The organism is Brachybacterium netajii (SeqCode), assembly GCF_054114245.1.
In genome coordinates, this window is the sequence record NZ_JBSYXB010000007.1 from 149,980 (window position 1) to 165,390 (window position 15,411).

General features: G+C 73.8%; 18 protein-coding genes. 14 read left to right on the plus strand and 4 right to left on the minus strand.

The genetic code is table 11. The features are described from left to right. The 10 genes from ACXET9_RS13075 (at nucleotide 1) to ACXET9_RS13120 (ending at nucleotide 9,191) form a co-directional block, all read left to right on the plus strand. Nucleotides 1-1,098, plus strand: a complete 1,098-nt coding sequence (locus ACXET9_RS13075) for a polyprenyl synthetase family protein (protein WP_457887072.1) — start codon at nucleotides 1-3, stop codon at nucleotides 1,096-1,098. Continuing rightward, nucleotides 1,095-2,633: an SDR family oxidoreductase gene (locus tag ACXET9_RS13080; RefSeq protein WP_457887073.1), complete on the plus strand. Its 1,539-nt coding sequence runs from the start codon at nucleotides 1,095-1,097 to the stop codon at nucleotides 2,631-2,633. The genes ACXET9_RS13075 and ACXET9_RS13080 overlap by 4 nt, the downstream gene beginning before the upstream one ends. After that, the gene (locus tag ACXET9_RS13085) at nucleotides 2,630-3,460 is read left to right on the plus strand and encodes a tryptophan-rich sensory protein (protein ID WP_457887074.1); all 831 of its coding nucleotides are present in this window, start codon (nucleotides 2,630-2,632) and stop codon (nucleotides 3,458-3,460) included. The genes ACXET9_RS13080 and ACXET9_RS13085 overlap by 4 nt, the downstream gene beginning before the upstream one ends. Further along, nucleotides 3,457-4,368: a phytoene/squalene synthase family protein gene (locus tag ACXET9_RS13090; RefSeq protein WP_457887075.1), complete on the plus strand. Its 912-nt coding sequence runs from the start codon at nucleotides 3,457-3,459 to the stop codon at nucleotides 4,366-4,368. Before ACXET9_RS13085 ends, ACXET9_RS13090 begins: the two co-directional genes overlap by 4 nt. After that, nucleotides 4,365-5,993, plus strand: coding sequence for a phytoene desaturase family protein (crtI, locus tag ACXET9_RS13095; protein WP_457887077.1), 1,629 nt, complete (start codon nucleotides 4,365-4,367; stop codon nucleotides 5,991-5,993). The genes ACXET9_RS13090 and crtI overlap by 4 nt, the downstream gene beginning before the upstream one ends. After that, nucleotides 5,990-6,385, plus strand: a complete 396-nt coding sequence (locus tag ACXET9_RS13100; protein WP_457887078.1) for a lycopene cyclase domain-containing protein — start codon at nucleotides 5,990-5,992, stop codon at nucleotides 6,383-6,385. Before crtI ends, ACXET9_RS13100 begins: the two co-directional genes overlap by 4 nt. Next, on the plus strand, nucleotides 6,382-6,690 hold the full coding sequence (locus ACXET9_RS13105; protein WP_329749347.1) for a lycopene cyclase domain-containing protein: 309 nt from the start codon (nucleotides 6,382-6,384) through the stop codon (nucleotides 6,688-6,690). The genes ACXET9_RS13100 and ACXET9_RS13105 overlap by 4 nt, the downstream gene beginning before the upstream one ends. Beyond that, nucleotides 6,687-7,577 carry a prenyltransferase gene (locus ACXET9_RS13110; RefSeq protein ID WP_457887079.1) on the plus strand — a complete coding sequence of 297 codons (891 nt, stop codon included), beginning with the start codon at nucleotides 6,687-6,689 and terminating at the stop codon, nucleotides 7,575-7,577. The genes ACXET9_RS13105 and ACXET9_RS13110 overlap by 4 nt, the downstream gene beginning before the upstream one ends. Before the next feature lie 55 nt (nucleotides 7,578-7,632). Further along, nucleotides 7,633-7,788: a hypothetical protein gene (locus ACXET9_RS13115; RefSeq protein WP_457887080.1), complete on the plus strand. Its 156-nt coding sequence runs from the start codon at nucleotides 7,633-7,635 to the stop codon at nucleotides 7,786-7,788. Between the two features lie 86 nt (nucleotides 7,789-7,874). Further along, nucleotides 7,875-9,191, plus strand: a complete 1,317-nt coding sequence (locus tag ACXET9_RS13120; protein WP_457887081.1) for an ISL3 family transposase — start codon at nucleotides 7,875-7,877, stop codon at nucleotides 9,189-9,191. On the opposite strand, the gene ACXET9_RS13125 is transcribed toward ACXET9_RS13120, so the two are convergent. Then, the gene (locus ACXET9_RS13125) at nucleotides 9,160-9,513 is read right to left on the minus strand and encodes a transposase (RefSeq protein WP_457887096.1); all 354 of its coding nucleotides are present in this window, start codon (nucleotides 9,511-9,513) and stop codon (nucleotides 9,160-9,162) included. The two genes, ACXET9_RS13120 and ACXET9_RS13125, sit on opposite strands and share 32 nt — an antisense overlap. 210 nt (nucleotides 9,514-9,723) lie before the next feature. Between ACXET9_RS13125 and ACXET9_RS13130 the strand changes: the two genes are divergently transcribed. Further along, nucleotides 9,724-10,662, plus strand: coding sequence for a helix-turn-helix domain-containing protein (locus ACXET9_RS13130; protein WP_457887082.1), 939 nt, complete (start codon nucleotides 9,724-9,726; stop codon nucleotides 10,660-10,662). A 129-nt stretch (nucleotides 10,663-10,791) separates the two neighbouring features. Continuing rightward, complete coding sequence (locus ACXET9_RS13135; RefSeq protein WP_457887083.1) at nucleotides 10,792-11,778, plus strand: aldo/keto reductase; 987 nt, start codon at nucleotides 10,792-10,794, stop codon at nucleotides 11,776-11,778. Between the two features lie 4 nt (nucleotides 11,779-11,782). Here the strand turns inward: ACXET9_RS13135 and ACXET9_RS13140 are convergent, their stop codons facing one another. Both ACXET9_RS13140 and ACXET9_RS13145 read right to left on the minus strand, forming a co-directional pair. After that, entirely contained in the window at nucleotides 11,783-12,727 is a 945-nt protein-coding gene (locus ACXET9_RS13140; RefSeq protein WP_457887084.1) for a hypothetical protein, read from the minus strand. Between the two features lie 112 nt (nucleotides 12,728-12,839). Beyond that, nucleotides 12,840-13,385 carry an AMIN-like domain-containing (lipo)protein gene (locus tag ACXET9_RS13145; protein ID WP_457887086.1) on the minus strand — a complete coding sequence of 182 codons (546 nt, stop codon included), beginning with the start codon at nucleotides 13,383-13,385 and terminating at the stop codon, nucleotides 12,840-12,842. Between the two features lie 283 nt (nucleotides 13,386-13,668). Between ACXET9_RS13145 and ACXET9_RS13150 the strand changes: the two genes are divergently transcribed. Beyond that, complete coding sequence (locus tag ACXET9_RS13150; protein WP_457887087.1) at nucleotides 13,669-14,163, plus strand: flavodoxin domain-containing protein; 495 nt, start codon at nucleotides 13,669-13,671, stop codon at nucleotides 14,161-14,163. 40 nt (nucleotides 14,164-14,203) lie between these two features. On the opposite strand, the gene fdxA is transcribed toward ACXET9_RS13150, so the two are convergent. Beyond that, a complete protein-coding gene (fdxA, locus tag ACXET9_RS13155) occupies nucleotides 14,204-14,533 on the minus strand; it encodes a ferredoxin (protein ID WP_457887088.1) in 330 nt (109 codons plus the stop codon). Nucleotides 14,534-14,713: 180 nt separating this feature from the next. Here fdxA and soxR point away from each other — a divergent pair, with 180 nt between their 5' ends. After that, the gene (gene soxR, locus ACXET9_RS13160; RefSeq protein ID WP_457887097.1) at nucleotides 14,714-15,226 is read left to right on the plus strand and encodes a redox-sensitive transcriptional activator SoxR; all 513 of its coding nucleotides are present in this window, start codon (nucleotides 14,714-14,716) and stop codon (nucleotides 15,224-15,226) included. Nucleotides 15,227-15,411: the final 185 nt, after the last annotated feature.

Here is a 15,411-nt window from a genome sequence, read left to right on the forward strand (position 1 = left end):
ATGGCCCACGGAGCCGTCGACGCGGAGATCGATCGTCTGCTCGCGGAGGGCGCCGGCCGGGCCGGGGCCCTCCAGCTCGCGGACCACGACGCGCTGTGGCAGGCGCTGTGCCGTGCCGTCCGCGGCGGCAAGCGGGCGAGGCCGGCGCTGCTGCTCGACGCCCACGCCGCCCTCGCCGGAACCCGCACCACGGCGGCCGTGCAGGTGGGGGCCGCGCTGGAGATCCTCCACACCGCCTTCGTGGTGCAGGACGACGTGATCGATGGCGATCTGCTGCGCCGCGGTGCGCCGAGCGTGCGCGGGAGCATCGCCGAGGCGGCCCGCCGCGCCGGTGCCGACGCCCTCGGCGCCCGACGCCTGGGCGAGGCCGGCGGCATCCTGACCGGCGACCTGGGCCTGATGACCGCCTTGCGCGCCATCCGCCGCTGCGACGCCCCGCCGCAGGTGGTCGACGCCCTCCTGGATCGCGTCGAGCGCTGCGTGCACGTCACCGTCGCCGGCGAGTTCGCCGATGTGCGCCTGCCGTTGCAGGCGCCGGGCGAGATGCGGGGACGCGACGACGAGCTGGCCGTCGCGGAGCTCAAGACCGCCGACTACTCGTTCCGCCTCCCGCTCCACGCCGCCGCCCTGCTGGCCGACGCCCCGACGGCGACGATCGACGCGCTCGAGGAGATCGGCGGACTGCTCGGCATCGGGTTCCAGCTGCACGACGACCTGCTGGGCATGTTCGGCGACGAGCGGCGCACCGGCAAGAGCGCCCTCGGAGATCTCCGCGAGGGGAAGCGCACCGCCCTCATCGCCCACGCCGCCACCACCCCCGCCTGGTCGGAGCTGCGCCCCATGCTGGGCCGGACCGACCTCGGACCTGCCCAGGCTCGCCGGGCACGCGACCTCCTCGTCGAGACCGGATCGCGGGCCTGGGTCGAGGACCTCGCCCTCTGGCACCTCGACCGGGGCCTCGAGCGCGCTGCCGAGCATGGCCTCCCCGCCCCGCTCCTGGAGGTCCTGAGGGCGGCGACGGACCGGATCCTCCGAACCACCGACCTGCTCCTGCCCGGGGAGCCCTCGCTGCACGCCGTGGACGGAATGCCCGCATGAGCGCCGACCAGCCGACGGATTCGCCGCTCGTCCTCGTCACCGGAGCCAGCGGGTACATCGGCGGCCGGCTCGTCCCCGCCCTGCTGCAGGCCGGGCTGCGGGTGCGCGCCATGGCGCGCAGCGCCGAGCGGCTGGAGGGCCGCCCGTGGCGCGGCGAGGTCGAGGTGGTCGAGGCCGACGTAGAGGACCCGGACTCGTTGCGGACCGCGCTCGACGGCGTCGACGTCGCGTACTACCTCATCCACGCCATGGGCGGAGGACGCAGTTTCGCCGAGCGGGACCGCGCCGGGGCGCGCGCCTTCGCCCGCGTCGCCGCCCGCGCCGGCACGCGGCGCATCGTCTACCTCGGCGGGATCCACCCCGATCAGGAGCACCTCTCGCCCCACATGGCCTCGCGGCGGGAGGTCGCGGAGATCTTCCTGGCGGGACCGGTGCCGACCGTGGTGCTCCGCGCCGCCGTGATCCTCGGGTCCGGGAGCGCCTCGTTCGAGATCATGCGGCACCTCTCGGAGCGGCTGCCCGTCATGATCACCCCCCGCTGGGTGAGCAATCGGATCCAGCCAATCGCGGTGCGCGACGTGCTCCACTACCTGGTCGCGGCCGCCCGGCTCGACGGCGCCCCCAACCGCAGCTTCGACGTCGCGGGGCCGGACGTCCTCACCTTCGCCGAGCTGCTGCAGGCCTACGCCCGCGCCGCGGACCTGCCCCGGCGGCGCATCCGGGTGGTGCCGGTGCTGACCCCCCGCCTGGCCAGTCACTGGATCGGGCTGGTCACCCCCGTCCCCACGTCCATCGCCCGACCCCTGGTCGAGTCCCTCGTGCACGAGTCGGTCGCCGCCGAGCAGGACATCCGCGCCCTCGTGCCCGACCCCGAGGGCGGACTGACCGGCGTCGACCGGGCCATCGGCCTGGCGCTGATCCGCATCCGCGAGCTCGACATCGCGACCGCCTGGCACGACGCGACCCCCGCGGGCGCCCCGTCCGCGCCGCTGCCGGAGGATCCGGACTGGTCCGGCGGGATCGTGCGCGGGGACGAGCGCCGACGCCGGGTCGACGCCCCGGCCGCCACGGTGTGGTCGGTGATCGAGGGCATCGGCGGTGCGCACGGCTGGTACTCGTGGCGACTGGGGTGGGTGACCCGCGGACTGATCGACCGGGTCGTCGGCGGGCCCGGGCTGCGCCGCGGTCGTCGGCACCCGAACCGGCTCGCCGTGGGGGAGGCGCTGGACTGGTGGCGGGTGGAGCGGCTCGAGCCGGGCCGCCTGCTGCGGCTGCGCGCCGAGATGCGGGTGCCCGGGGAGGCCTGGCTCGAGCTCGGGGTGGAGGAGGACGGCGACGGCGGCTCGATCCTGCACCAGCGTGCCGTGTACCACCCCCGCGGGCTGCTCGGCGATGCGTACTGGTGGGCCGTCTGGCCCTTCCACGGCGTCGTCTTCGGCGGCATGCAGCGCAATATCGCCCGTGCCGCCGAGGCCGCCGCCGCTGACGACGACTCCGACCCCGCCCCGCCCCACGACCGGAAGGACCTCCCATGACCCCCGTCGTCCGCCACCTCGCCGTGACCCTCGCCTTCGCGGCGGCGATGCTCGGCACCGCCGTCGGCGTCGGAGTCCTCGGCGGCGACCCGATCGACGAGGCCGCCGGCGGCCTGCTCTCCGCCGACGCCACGCACCTCGCCCCCGCCGCGCCCGCCTTCAGGATCTGGAGCGCGATCTACACGGGGCTGGCCGCGTACACCCTGTGGCAGTGGCGGGATGCGCGCGATCCCCGCCGGATCGCGGCCCTGGCGATCGCGTCGCTGCTGCTCAACGCCGCCTGGATCCTCGTGGTGCAGGCGGGGTGGGTATGGGTCAGCGTGTTGGTGATCCTCGCGCTGCTGGCGGTGCTGGCCGTGCTGTTCCGCCGGCTCGTGCTCCGGCCGGCGCAGGGCGTTCTCGAGCGCGTCGTCGTGGACGGTACCTTCGGGCTCTATCTCGGCTGGGTCAGCGTCGCGACCTGCGCGAACATCGCCGCGGCGCTCGCCGGGGCCGGGGTCGACGGATTCGGGGTCCCGGGGGTCCTCGCGATCGCGGTGATCCTCGTGGTGGGCGTGATCGCGCTGGCCCTGATCGGGGTCGGGCGCTCCCGGACCGGGCGGGCGCCTCTCGCCGCGCCGGCGGCCATGGTGTGGGGGCTCGCCTGGATCGCCGTGGGTCGGGCGACCGACGCCCCGCACGCCCCCGCCGTCGCCGCGGTGGCCGCCGTGGTGGCCGCGCTGATCGCGGCCGCGGCCGTGGTGCAGGCCGTGCGTCGCCCGGACCCGTCCCGCGTCGCCCGCGCCGCCATGGGATCCCGCTCCGCGGCCGACGGGGCGACCCGATGACCCCCGACCGGCTCCTCGCGCCTCCCGAGCGCCCCGAGCGTCCCCGCCGCACTGCTTTCCAACCGTCGGCGTCGGCCCGCTACGACCGGGTCGCCCAGCGCAGCGCCGCGCGCGTGATCCAGGGCTACTCCACCTCCTTCGGCTGGGCGACACGCCTGCTGGACGAGCCCGCCCGCACCCATGTGCGCAGCATCTACGCGCTCGTGCGGGTCGCCGACGAGACGGTGGACGATCCCGATCCCGGCCTCACCACCGCGGAACGGTCCCGGATGCTCGAGGACCTCGCGGAGGAGACGGCCCGTGCCGTGGCCGAGGGCCGGTCGACGAACCTTGTCGTGCACGCCTTCGCGCTGACGGCGCGGCAGTACGGGATCGGCGCGGCGCTGATCGACCCGTTCTTCGCCTCCATGCGCGCCGATCTCGCCGTCGCCTCCCACGACGAGGACAGCTTCGAGGAGTACGTGCACGGCTCCGCCGAGGTGGTGGGACTGATGTGCCTGCGCGTGTTCCTCGCGGGGGACGAGGCGGCCTGCACCCGCCTGGACGCCCCTGCCCGCGCGCTCGGCTCCGCCTTCCAGACGGTGAACTTCCTGCGGGATCTCGCCGAGGACCACGACCAGCTCGGCCGTGCCTATCTGCCGGGGGTGGATCCCGAGGCGTTCGACGAGGCGGACAAACATCGCCTGCTCGACACGATCGACGCCGACCTCGATCTCGCCGCGTCGGCCCTGCCCGAGCTCCCCGGCTCCTCCCGTCGGGCGGTCGCGGCGGCCCTGGGGCTGTTCCGCGCCCTCTCCCGCCGCCTGCGGCGCACCCCCGCCGAGGACATCCTGCGCGCCCGGGTCCGCGTGCCCGATCCCGAGAAGGCGATCGTCCTCGCCCGGGCCGTGCTACGGGGGCGCGGATGAACGCGCCCGGCTCCGTGGTCGTGATCGGCGGCGGGATCTCCGGACTCGCCACCGCCGCGCTGCTCGCCCGGGACGGCTGGGACGTGGACCTGGTGGAGGCGCGCGATGCGGTGGGCGGTCGGGCAGGCACCTGGGAGCGCGACGGGTTCCGCTTCGACACCGGGCCGTCGTGGTACCTGATGCCCGAGGTGTTCGACCACTTCTTCCGCCTGCTCGGTAGCTCGGCCGCGGAGCAGCTGGACCTGCGTCCGCTCGACCCCGGGTACCGGGTCCTGTTCGACGGCCACGAGGAGCCGCTGGACGTCACCGCCTCCGCCGCCCGCAACGCCGACCTGTTCGAGCAGATCGAACCGGGGGCGGGCCGCCGGCTCTCCACCTATCTCGACGAGGCCGCCCGCACCTACGACCTCGCCCTGGAGCACTTCCTCTACACGTCCTTCGACTCCCCCCGCTCTCTGCTCGCCCCAGCCGTGCTGCTGCGGGCGCCGCGGCTGCTGGGCCTGCTGCTGCGGAGCCTCGAGAGCCACATCGCCCGACGCATCGACGACCCGCGGCTGCGACAGGTGCTGGGCTATCCGGCGGTCTTCCTCGGCTCGTCGCCCGACCGCACGCCCAGCATGTACCACCTGATGAGCGCGCTCGACCTGACCGGCGGCGTCCGGTACCCGATGGGCGGCTTCGGCCAGGTGATCGAGCGGATCGCCGCCCTCGCCGTCCGCGAGGGCGTGCGCGTGCACACCTCGACGCGGGCGGAGCGGATCCTCACCGAGCCGGCCCGCCCCGGGGCCGGGCGCCGTCGCGCCCGGGCGCGCGGGGTCGAGGTCGTCGGGGCCGACGGCGGCCGGCGCACGATCCGCGCCGACCGCGTGGTGGCCACCGCCGACCTCCACCACGTGGAGACCACGATGCTCCCGCCCTCGCTTCGCACCTACCCCGAGCGGTGGTGGGAGCGCCGCATCAGCGGCCCGGGCGCGGTGCTGGCGATGCTCGGCGTGCGCGGCGAGCTGCCCCAGCTGGAGCACCACACCCTCCTGTTCACCGCGGACTGGCGGGAGAACTTCGGCGCCCTGCGCGAGGGCCGCGTCCCCAGCCCGGCCTCGAGCTACGTCTGTCGGCCCTCGGCCACCGACCCCTCCGTCGCCCCGTCCGACCACGAGAACCTGTTTGTGCTGGTCCCCGTCCCCTCCGATCCCGCCCTCGGCAGGGGAGGGATCGACGGCAGCGGCGACGCGGCGGTCGAGCGGATCGCCGACGACGCGATCGCCCGCCTGGCTGCGAACGCCGGCATCCCCGACCTCGCGGACCGCATCGTGGTGCGGCGCACCGTGGGTCCCGGCGACTTCGCGGAGGATCTCGGGGCATGGCGGGGGAGCATGCTCGGCCCCGCCCACACGCTGCGGCAGAGCGCCTTCCTGCGGGCGGGGAACGTCTCCCGCCACGTGGACGGACTGCTCTACGCCGGCTCCGGCACGATCCCCGGGATCGGCCTGCCGATGTGCCTGATCAGCGCGGAGTTGGTGGTCAAGCGCCTGCGCGGGGACCGCTCCTCCGGGCCGTTGCCGGAGCCGAAGCCGTCGTCGGAGTCAGAGTCACCGTCGGCGTCGGGAACCGGGGGACGCCGATGAGCCTGCTGTACCTCACCGCCCTGCTGGGCTCCGCCGCCGGGATGGCCGCTCTCGACCTGCGGTTTCGCCTCGTGCTGGCGGCGGGCGGCCGACGGGCGCGGTCCGCGCTGATCACGCTGGGCATCGGCGTGGCCTTCTTCCTCCTGTGGGACCTGGCGGCGATCGCCTCGGGCCACTACCGCACCGGAGAGAGCGCGGCGATGACCGGCATCCACCTCGCCCCCGAGCTGCCGCTCGAGGAGCTGGTGTTCGTGAGCTTCCTCGCCTACCTCACCCTCGTGCTGCGGGCGCTGATCGCTCGGGGCCTCGACGTGGCGGCGGGACGGCGCGGGGCCGCGGTCCCCGCCGAGCGGGACCAGGCTCCCGGCGACCGGGACGGGGCGGAGGCATGACCTACGCCGCCCTCGCCGGGCTCTTCCTCCTCCCACCGCTCGTGGTGACCGCCGTGGCTGTCGTGCGACGTCGGCCGGATGCGCGCTGGTGGGCGGCGACCGCGCTCACCGTCGTCGGGCTCATGGTCCTCACCGTCGTCTTCGACAGCCTCATGGTGGCCGCGGACCTGTTCCGGTACGACGAGTCGCAGCTCAGCGGGTTGCGCCTGGGCCTCGCACCCGTCGAGGACCTGGCCTGGCCCCTCGCCGCCGGGCTGCTGCTGCCCTCGCTCCACCTGCTGCTCACCCCCCAGGAGCGCCCATGACCACCGCCCTCGCCTCCGGCCCGCTCACCGCCCTCCGGCAGCTCGTGGGGTCCTCCCGACCCCTCAGCTGGATCAACACCGCCTACCCCTTCGCGGCCGCGTACCTCCTGGGCGGCGGGGGAGCGGGCCCCGTGCTCGTCGTCGGGACGATCTTCTTCCTGATCCCCTACAACCTCCTCATGTACGGCGTGAACGACGTGTTCGACCACGAGTCGGACCTGCGCAACCCGCGCAAGGGCGGGGTCGAGGGGGTCGTGCTGGACACCCGGTGGCACACCCTCACCCTCTGGGCCGCGGGACTGCTCTGCCTGCCGTTCGTCATCGCCCTGGCCCTGTGGGGGACGGCGGCCTCGACGGCGCTGCTCGTGGGGGTGCTCGCCGCCGTCGTCGGCTACTCCGCCCCGCGGATCCGCCTGAAGGAGCGGGCTGTGCTGGACTCGGCGACCTCGTCGGCCCATTTCGTGGGCCCTGCGGCCGTGGGGCTCGCCCTGGCCGGCGCGGAGCCCTCGGGACCGGCCGTGCTCGCCCTGATCGCCTTCTTCCTCTGGGGGATGGCCTCGCACGCGGTCGGGGCGGTCCAGGACATCGTGCCGGACCGGGCGGCGGGCATCGGATCCATCGCGACCGCGCTCGGCGCCCGGGCCACGATCCGCACCGCCGCGGCCCTCTACGCCGCCTCCGGACTGCTGCTGCTCGCCCTCCCCTGGCCGGGGACCCTCGCCGTGCTCCTGGTCATCCCCTATCTCGCGAACATCGCGCCGCACCTCGCGCTGACCGACGCGAGCAGCGGCCGCGCCCACGCCGCCTGGCGACGGTTCCTGGTGCTGAACCTGGTGGCCGGGGCGCTGCTCACGCAGCTGGTGATCGTGGAGCTCCTGGGCCGGTGACGCCGACGGGCCCATGGACTCCGTCCGCCGCCTCGGGGCGCGGCACACTGGGGGCATGGCCTCGAACCCCAGCCCCTCCCCGGGCGCGTCCGCCCCGTCCCCGTCGGACCCGCGTCCCGCCGCGACCCCCGGCAACCAATGGGACGCGGCGGTCACGCGCGACGCCGCCGACGCGCAGCGGTATGCGGGCTCATCCGATCTGAGGGTGTAGCGGCGGTGGCGTGACCGGGTCGGGAGTTGGGTCGAGGTCCCCTGATGATGGGGGTTCCTACACCAACCCATCCAGAAGACCTCGACATGAGTGACGCTACCTTCCACTGCCCTGACCTGACCACGTTCTGCCGCCTGGACGAGCTCGGCCTCGTCGTGGTCGGGCAGCGCTTGGAGCCCGACCGCGCGGTGCTGGAGTGCCGCGTCGTGACGCGCGAGGACAACGCGTTCTGCCGCGAGTGCGGTGCCGAGGGCGTCGTGCGTGACACCGTCTCGCGGCTGCTGGCGCACGAGCCCTTCGGGTGGCGGCCGACAACGCTGCTGATCAGGGTGCGCCGCTACCGCTGCGCGACCTGCCGGCGGGTGTGGCGTCAGGACACCACGGCCGCAGCCGAGCCACGGGCGAAGCTCTCTCGGGCGGCGGTGCGCTGGGCGCTGGTCGCCCTGGTGGCCCAGCATCTGACGGTCGCCAGGATCGCCGAAGCTCTTGACGTGTCGTGGGACACCGCGAACGACGCCGTCCTCGCCGAAGGTCGCCGACCGCTGATCGACGACCCCGCCCGGTTCGACGGCGTCGCCGTCATCGGCGTCGACGAGCACGTGTGGCGGCACACCCGCCGCGGCGACACGTACGTCACCGTCATCATCGACCTGACCCCGATCCGCGACGGCACCGGGCCTGCCCGGCTGCTGGATATGGTCGAGGGCCGATCCAAGAGTGCGTTCAAGTCCTGGCTCGCCGCCCGTCCGAAGACCTGGCGCGACGGCGTCGAGGTGGTCGCGATGGACGGATTCACCGGCTTCAAGACCGCTGCTGCCGAGGAGCTGCCCGACGCAACCGCAGTCATGGACCCCTTCCACGTGGTGCGCCTGGCCGGCGACGCGCTGGACCGCTGCAGGCGCAGGGTCCAGCGCGATCTGCACGGCCACCGCGGTCGCGCTAAGGATCCGCTCTACCGTGCTCGACGGACCCTGCACACCGGCGCCGACCTGCTCACCGACAAGCAGACCGCCAGGATCAAGGCGCTGTTCGCCGCCGAGGAACACGTCGAGATCGAGGCGACCTGGGGCATCTACCAGCGCATGATCACCGCCTACCACCACCCCGACCGCGCCCAGGGCAGGGCTCTCATGACCGCGGTGATCGACTCGGTAGCCCGCCGCGTCCCGGCCGCGCTGAGCGAACTCGTCACGCTCGGACAGACCCTGACCAAGCGCGCCGCCGACGTGCTCGCGTACTTCGACCGGCCCGGCACCAGCAACGGGCCCACCGAGGCCATCAACGGCCGCCTCGAACACCTACGCGGCTCCGCCCTCGGCTTCCGGAACCTGACCCACTGCATCGCCCGCTCGCTCCTGGAAGCCGGCGGCTTCAGACCCCGGCTACACCCTCAGATCGGATGAGCCCGAAAAACGCTGAGGCGGTTTTCAGGATCTCGTTCGCGCGTCGCGCCTCGGCCAGTTCGCGCCGGAGCCTGCGGTTCTCCTCCTCGAGCGATCCTTCTGGGCCGGCTGGTTCGGTGGGGCCATAACGGTTGCACCAGATACGCAGAGTCTCGGTGCCGACGCCGAGCTGGGGTGCGACGGCGCGGATCGATGCTGCGCGGGGACCTCCCTCGCGGGCCTGACGGTGGTAGACCATGCGCACGGCACGGTCACGCAACTCTGGACTGAACTTCTTGGGCGTGCTCCGATTCTCCTTGCTGAGACTAGGAACGGAACCCAGGGCGCTTCATAGTGCTGCAGGCCGGCCTGCTCGGGCGTCACCTTGGCGCGTCGGCTGACCAGGAAGTCTCGGATCTCCTGGTTCCTGGCGTCGCGCTGCGGGGTCATGTCCCTACGGCAGATCCGGCGCTGCTACCCTGGCAGGCCCTGACGGACCCCCGGATGCTCGGGGCCTGTCGGAGGGCCCCGGTGAAGGGTGAACAATGTGCGCATGCCCGCCGACACAGACCGCGACCACCGCCCGGACGCACCTCGCGAGCCCCGCGATCCTCGGACGGATACGCCCCGCGAGGAGCTCGGCCGCTTCCTGCGGGCCCGACGGGCCGAGCTGACGCCTCGCGCCGCCGGCCTCCCGGAGGGGACGGGGACGCGCCGCGTCGTCGGCCTGCGTCGCGAGGAGGTCGCGCAGCTGGCCTCGATCAGCACCGACTACTACACGCGCATCGAGCAGGGACGCATTCGCGTCTCCGCGCCCGTGCTGGCGACCCTCGCCGACGTGCTCCGGCTCGACGAGGACCAGCGCCTCTACCTCGTGAGCCTCACCGGGGAGACCGCCGTCGGGCCCCCGCGCAGCGCGAGCCAGGAGGTCCGTCCGCAGCTCCGCCGCCTCCTCGACGACCTCGGCACGACGCCGGCGATCGTCATGGGCCGACGCATGGACGTCCTCGCCTGGAACCGGCTCGCCGCGGCGATGATCGTCGACTTCGCCCGGTTCCCCGCCGCGCAGCGCAACTACGTGCGGATCCTCTTCACGGTCCCCGCGATGCGGAGCCTCTACGAGGACTGGGAATCGGTCGCCCGCACGGCCGTCGCGCAGCTGCGGATGGAGGCGGCGAAGGAGGCCGACGACGCTCGGCTCGCCGCGCTCGTCGCGGAGCTGACCGCCCGGGATGCGCAGTTCGCGCACTGGTGGGAGGCCCGCGGCGTCGCGAGCCTGTCCACCGGCACCAAGACCCTCGTGCACCCGCGGGTCGGGCGCCTGGTCCTGGACTGGGACACCCTCGCCGAGGCGAGCGACGCCGATCAGCAGCTCGTGGTCTGGACCGCCGACCCGAACAGCCCGACGGGCGCGGCGCTGCGCATGCTGGCCGCCGACGCGGCAGCAGGGCCCGGCTCCGGGGCGCCGACGGGCGGGTCGAGCAGACGCTGACTCGCGGGTCGAGCGGGCGCCGGGGGCGATCCCAGCCGGGTACTGGCAGGCCCTGCCTCCCGCGGCGGCGGCTCCGTAGCGTGGGGCGCAGGGCGTCCGCCAACCCCACCACACGCAGGAGGAACGACCATGCATACGAGGATTCTCGGACAGGGCCTGGAGGTCTCGGCGATCGGACTCGGAGCGATGGGCATGTCCCAGAGCTACGGCCCGAACCCCGGTGACCGCGATGCCATGATCGCCGTGCTGCGGCAGGCGGTCGAGGACGGCATCACCTTCATCGACACCGCCGAGGTCTACGGCCCGTACGTGAACGAGGAGCTCGTGGGCGAGGCCCTCGAGCCGCTCCGGGACCGTGCGGTCATCGCCACGAAGTTCGGCTGGGACATCCAGGACGGGGCCATGGTCGGCCTCGACAGCCGTCCCGAGCAGATCCGTCGCGTCGCCGAGGCGTCGCTGAAGCGCCTGCGGACCGACGTCATCGACCTCTTCTACCAGCATCGGGTGGACCCCTCCGTCCCGATCGAGGAGGTCGCCGGGACCGTCGGCGAGCTCATCGCCGAGGGCAAGGTCAAGCACTTCGGGCTGTCGGAGGCGTCGGCCGCGACGATCCGCGCCGCGCATGCCGTGCAGCCCGTGACCGCGGTGCAGAGCGAGTACTCGCTGTGGACCCGCGACCCCGAGGCCGAGGTGCTGCCGACCCTCGCCGAGCTCGGCATCGGCCTCGTGCCCTTCAGCCCGCTCGGCAAGGGCTTCCTCACGGGCACCGTCGACACCTCGACCGCCTTCGCCGAGGGCGACATCCGCCGACGGGTGCCGCGCTTCGAGGCGGAGAACCTCGCGGCCAACGAGGCGCTCGTCGCGCGCGTCCGCGCCCTCGCCGAGACGAAGGGTGCGACGCCCGCTCAGATCGCGCTGGCCTGGCTGCTCGCGCAGCAGCCGTGGATCGTGCCGATCCCCGGGACCCGTCGGACCGAGCGCGTGCGCGAGAACGCGGCCGCGACGGAGGTCGCGCTGTCGGCCGACGAGAAGGCCGCGCTCGACGCCCTGGCCAGCACCGTCGGCGTCCACGGCGACCGGTACAACCCCGCCGGGATGGCCATGGTCAACCTGTGACGCCTCAGAGGGCCGACGGGCCTCCGGGGGCCGACGCCCGGGCGCTCGCCCGCAGGATCCCGTCATCGGCGGTGAGGCGCAGGTCGTGCACGCGCAGCGGCGCGCCCTGGCGCGCGAGCATCTCGTTGAGGTCGACGCGCGTCGCCATCAGGCTCCGCAGCGGGCGGCGCGCGATCAGCAGAGTGAGCGCGACCAGCGGGTTCGCGCTGCGCAGGCGCACCTCGTGCAGGGCGATCCGCCCGTCGGCGCTCACCTCGACGCGGGCCTCGGCCCGTGCGCTCGCCCGCAGCAGGCGGTAGCCGGACCGCATCCGGACGCGCACCCGCAGATCCGGGTCGACGTCGACCTCCAGGCGCGTGACCCGCAGGCCGGAGGCCTCGGCGGGCGGGATGAGGATCGCCCGCAGCAGCGGTCCCAGATGCGCGACGGGGACCGCGGCCTGCGCGTCGACCAGGGCCCCGTCGGCGGCTTCGGCGGCTTCGGTGGCCTCGTCAGGCTCGATCGCGCAGATCGACTCGGGGACCGCCGGATCCACCGGCTCGGCGTAGGTCAGCCAGCGGATCGGCAGCTCGTCGACGCGCACGTCGAGGGTGACCTCGGCGGTGTCCACGAGCACCGGGGCGGCGTGCACCCGCAGCCGGCGCAGCATGCCCTCGACGCTGCGCACGACCGTCGGCGACGGCTCGTCGAGATGGTCCGACGGCCGGTCGCCGGCGGCGGGCGGCCGGACCTCGAGGCGCAGGCGCGCGCCGGTGGCGTCGAGATCGAGGAGCTGCAGGTCGGAGCCGACGACCTCGGCGTCGACGCGCACGTCCTCGAGGCCGCGCACACGCGCCTCCTGGCCTGCGCCGCCGGACCCGTCGGCGCCGCCGGCGCGCAGCAGGGCGCGCGCCCAGTGCGCGACGGTCGCGGAGGAGCCGGGCCAGGAACCGGGGGAGGTGGTGAGCATGGGGACGATTCTCGCGCAGTCCCCCGCGCAGGGCGACCTCCGCCGACGGGGTCATCCCGTCGGCGGAGGTCGCCCGAGGGGATTCCGCGTCGGCGGGGGCGCGTCGGAGGGATCACCAGCGGTGGGCGACGTCCACGACGATCCGGGAGCCGTTCCCGGGGCCGTCGAGCACGAAGACTCGCATCGGCAGCCGAGCGCGGACGCCCAGGCCGATGACCGTCTCCCCCTCGAAGCTGCCCGCGAGGGCGACCTGTCGGAAGGTCCGGTAGCCGTCGACCGCGACCGCATGGTCGCGATCGGTCGGCGCGTAGGTCGCCCGTCCGGCGTCGTCGTATGCGGGTGCCTGGACGACGATCTGCAGGTCCGCGCCGCCGTCGAGGGCGACGACGGCACCGGAGCCGGGACGGTGGACCGCGCTCACGTACCCCGCCGTGTATCCGACGACGTCGTGGTCGAGGTCGATGACCAGCCGGTCGTAGCAGGTGTGCTGACCGGTGCGGAGGTCCTCCACGTGAGCGGACGACGAGGCCGTCGCCGTCTTCTCGAGAGAGCCCCAGGCGATGCCGCAGTACGGTGCGGCCTCGGCGGCGACGGGGATGATCATCCCCAGGCCGAGCATCAGGAGCAGGGCGGAGAGCCCTGAGAGCAGCCGGTGCATGGTGCGCTCCTTCGCGTCACCGCGATGCCCGAGTAGCATCGCTCGTGTCCGGATTGTCCGCCTTCAGTCGGGGTGGTGGCGAGACCCTGCGAGCCCTTGACCCCCGGATCGTTGCGATCCTGACCGATCGTGACCGCCGACGCCGGGCAGGGGGCGGCGACGGTCATCGTCGGGGCGGTCGCCGCGAGCGGATCGGGTGCGGGCCGAGCGCGAGCGGATCGGGCCCGCGTCGGGCGTGACCTCGGTCCCCGGAGGCGCGCCGGGAGCCTGGGAGGATCGCGGCATGACCGTTCTCGTCGCCTATGCGACCCATTCCGGAGCCACCCGCACGCTCGCCGAGGCCATCGCCGAGACCCTCGTCGCCGAGGGCACGGCCGCCGAGGCCGTCGACATCGAGGACGCCCCCGACCCGTCGGCCCATGACGCCGTCGTGCTGGGCTCCGCGGTCCGCGTCGAGTCCGTCGAGAAGTCCCTGGAGCGCTGGACCGCCGCGCACGCGGCCGCGCTCGCAGATCGGCCGGTCGCGTTCTTCTCCTGCTCGGGCTCGGCCGCCGATCCCGCCAAGCGCGAGCGCCAGAAGGCGACCGACGGCTATCTCGCCCGCGCGCCCTTCGTCCCGGTCGCCGCGGCGAACTTCCCCGGCTGGGTGCTCATGGACCGGATCCCGCTGCATGAGCGGGTGCTGCTGACCTCGATGCGCACGCCGACGGGCGACTTCCGCGACCTCGACCTCGTCGCCGCCTGGGCGCGCGAGATCCGCCCGCTGCTCCTCGGCTGAGCCGGAGCGGCGGGCGGAACGGGCGCCTGGCGCGGGAGGTTCAGTCGAGCGGGTTCGCCTGCGGCGGGAGCGCGGCGATGAGGGGGTGGTCCTTGTCGATCTTCCCCATCTTCGCGGCACCGCCGGGGGCCCCGAGGTCGTCGAAGAACTCGACGTTGGCCTTGTAGTAGTCGGCCCAGGGCTCGGGCAGATCGTCCTCGTAGAAGATCGCCTCCACCGGGCAGACCGGCTCGCAGGCGCCGCAGTCGACGCACTCGTCGGGCTGGATGTAGAGCGAGCGGTTGCCCTCATAGATGCAGTCCACGGGGCATTCGTCCACGCAGGCGCGGTCCTTGACGTCCACGCACGGCAGCGCGATCACATAGGTCATGCTTCTCCACCTTCCAGGGGTCCGACGGCATGGTCGGCGCCTCCCGGGCAGGGCGTGCAGGATGGCCGACGACTGCTCCGACCGTAAGAGCTCAAGTGCCCTTGAGGTCAAATGCGGCATGATGGGCGGATGGACGCAGCGCGGACCCCGAGCACGGAGCAGGAGCAGGAGACGGCGAGCATGGGCGGCGACGGCGCGCACGAGCCGGAGGACCTGCTGACCATCGGCGAGATGAGCAGGCGCACGGGCGTGGCGGTGTCCGCGCTGCGGTACTACGAGGACCTCGGCCTGATCGCCTCCGAGCGCACCCCCGGCAATCAGCGGCGCTATGCCCGCCACATGCTGCGCCGCGTCTCCCTCGTCTCCGTCGCGAAGCGCCTGGGCATCCCGCTCGCCGACGTCCAGGCCGCCTTCGCCGAGGTCCCCATGGAGCGCACCCCCTCGCACGCCGAATGGCAGCGCGCCTCGCGCAGCTGGAAGCGCCAGATCGAGGAGCGCCGGCGCGGCCTCGAGCGCCTCGAGCACGAGCTCACCGGCTGCATCGGCTGCGGCTGCCTCTCCCTCAAGGCCTGCGCGCTGCTCAACCCCGACGACGCCCTCGCGGCCACCGGCGCCGGTCCCCGCCGCCTCGACGGCCTGCCCGACGACGAGGTCGACGGCGGGGCCGACCAGGAGCGTCCGGCGGGCGCGTGACGCGCGGATGGCCGGCCGGCGATCGGCCGACGGCGGGCGCTGGTCCAGGTCACAGGATGACGCGGCACTTGACCTCAGGGGTGCTTGAGGTCTTAGGGTCGGATCACGTTCATCTGACAGGAAGGCACACCATGGCGGAGTACACGCTTCCCGAGCTCGACTACGACTACAGCGCACTGGCCCCG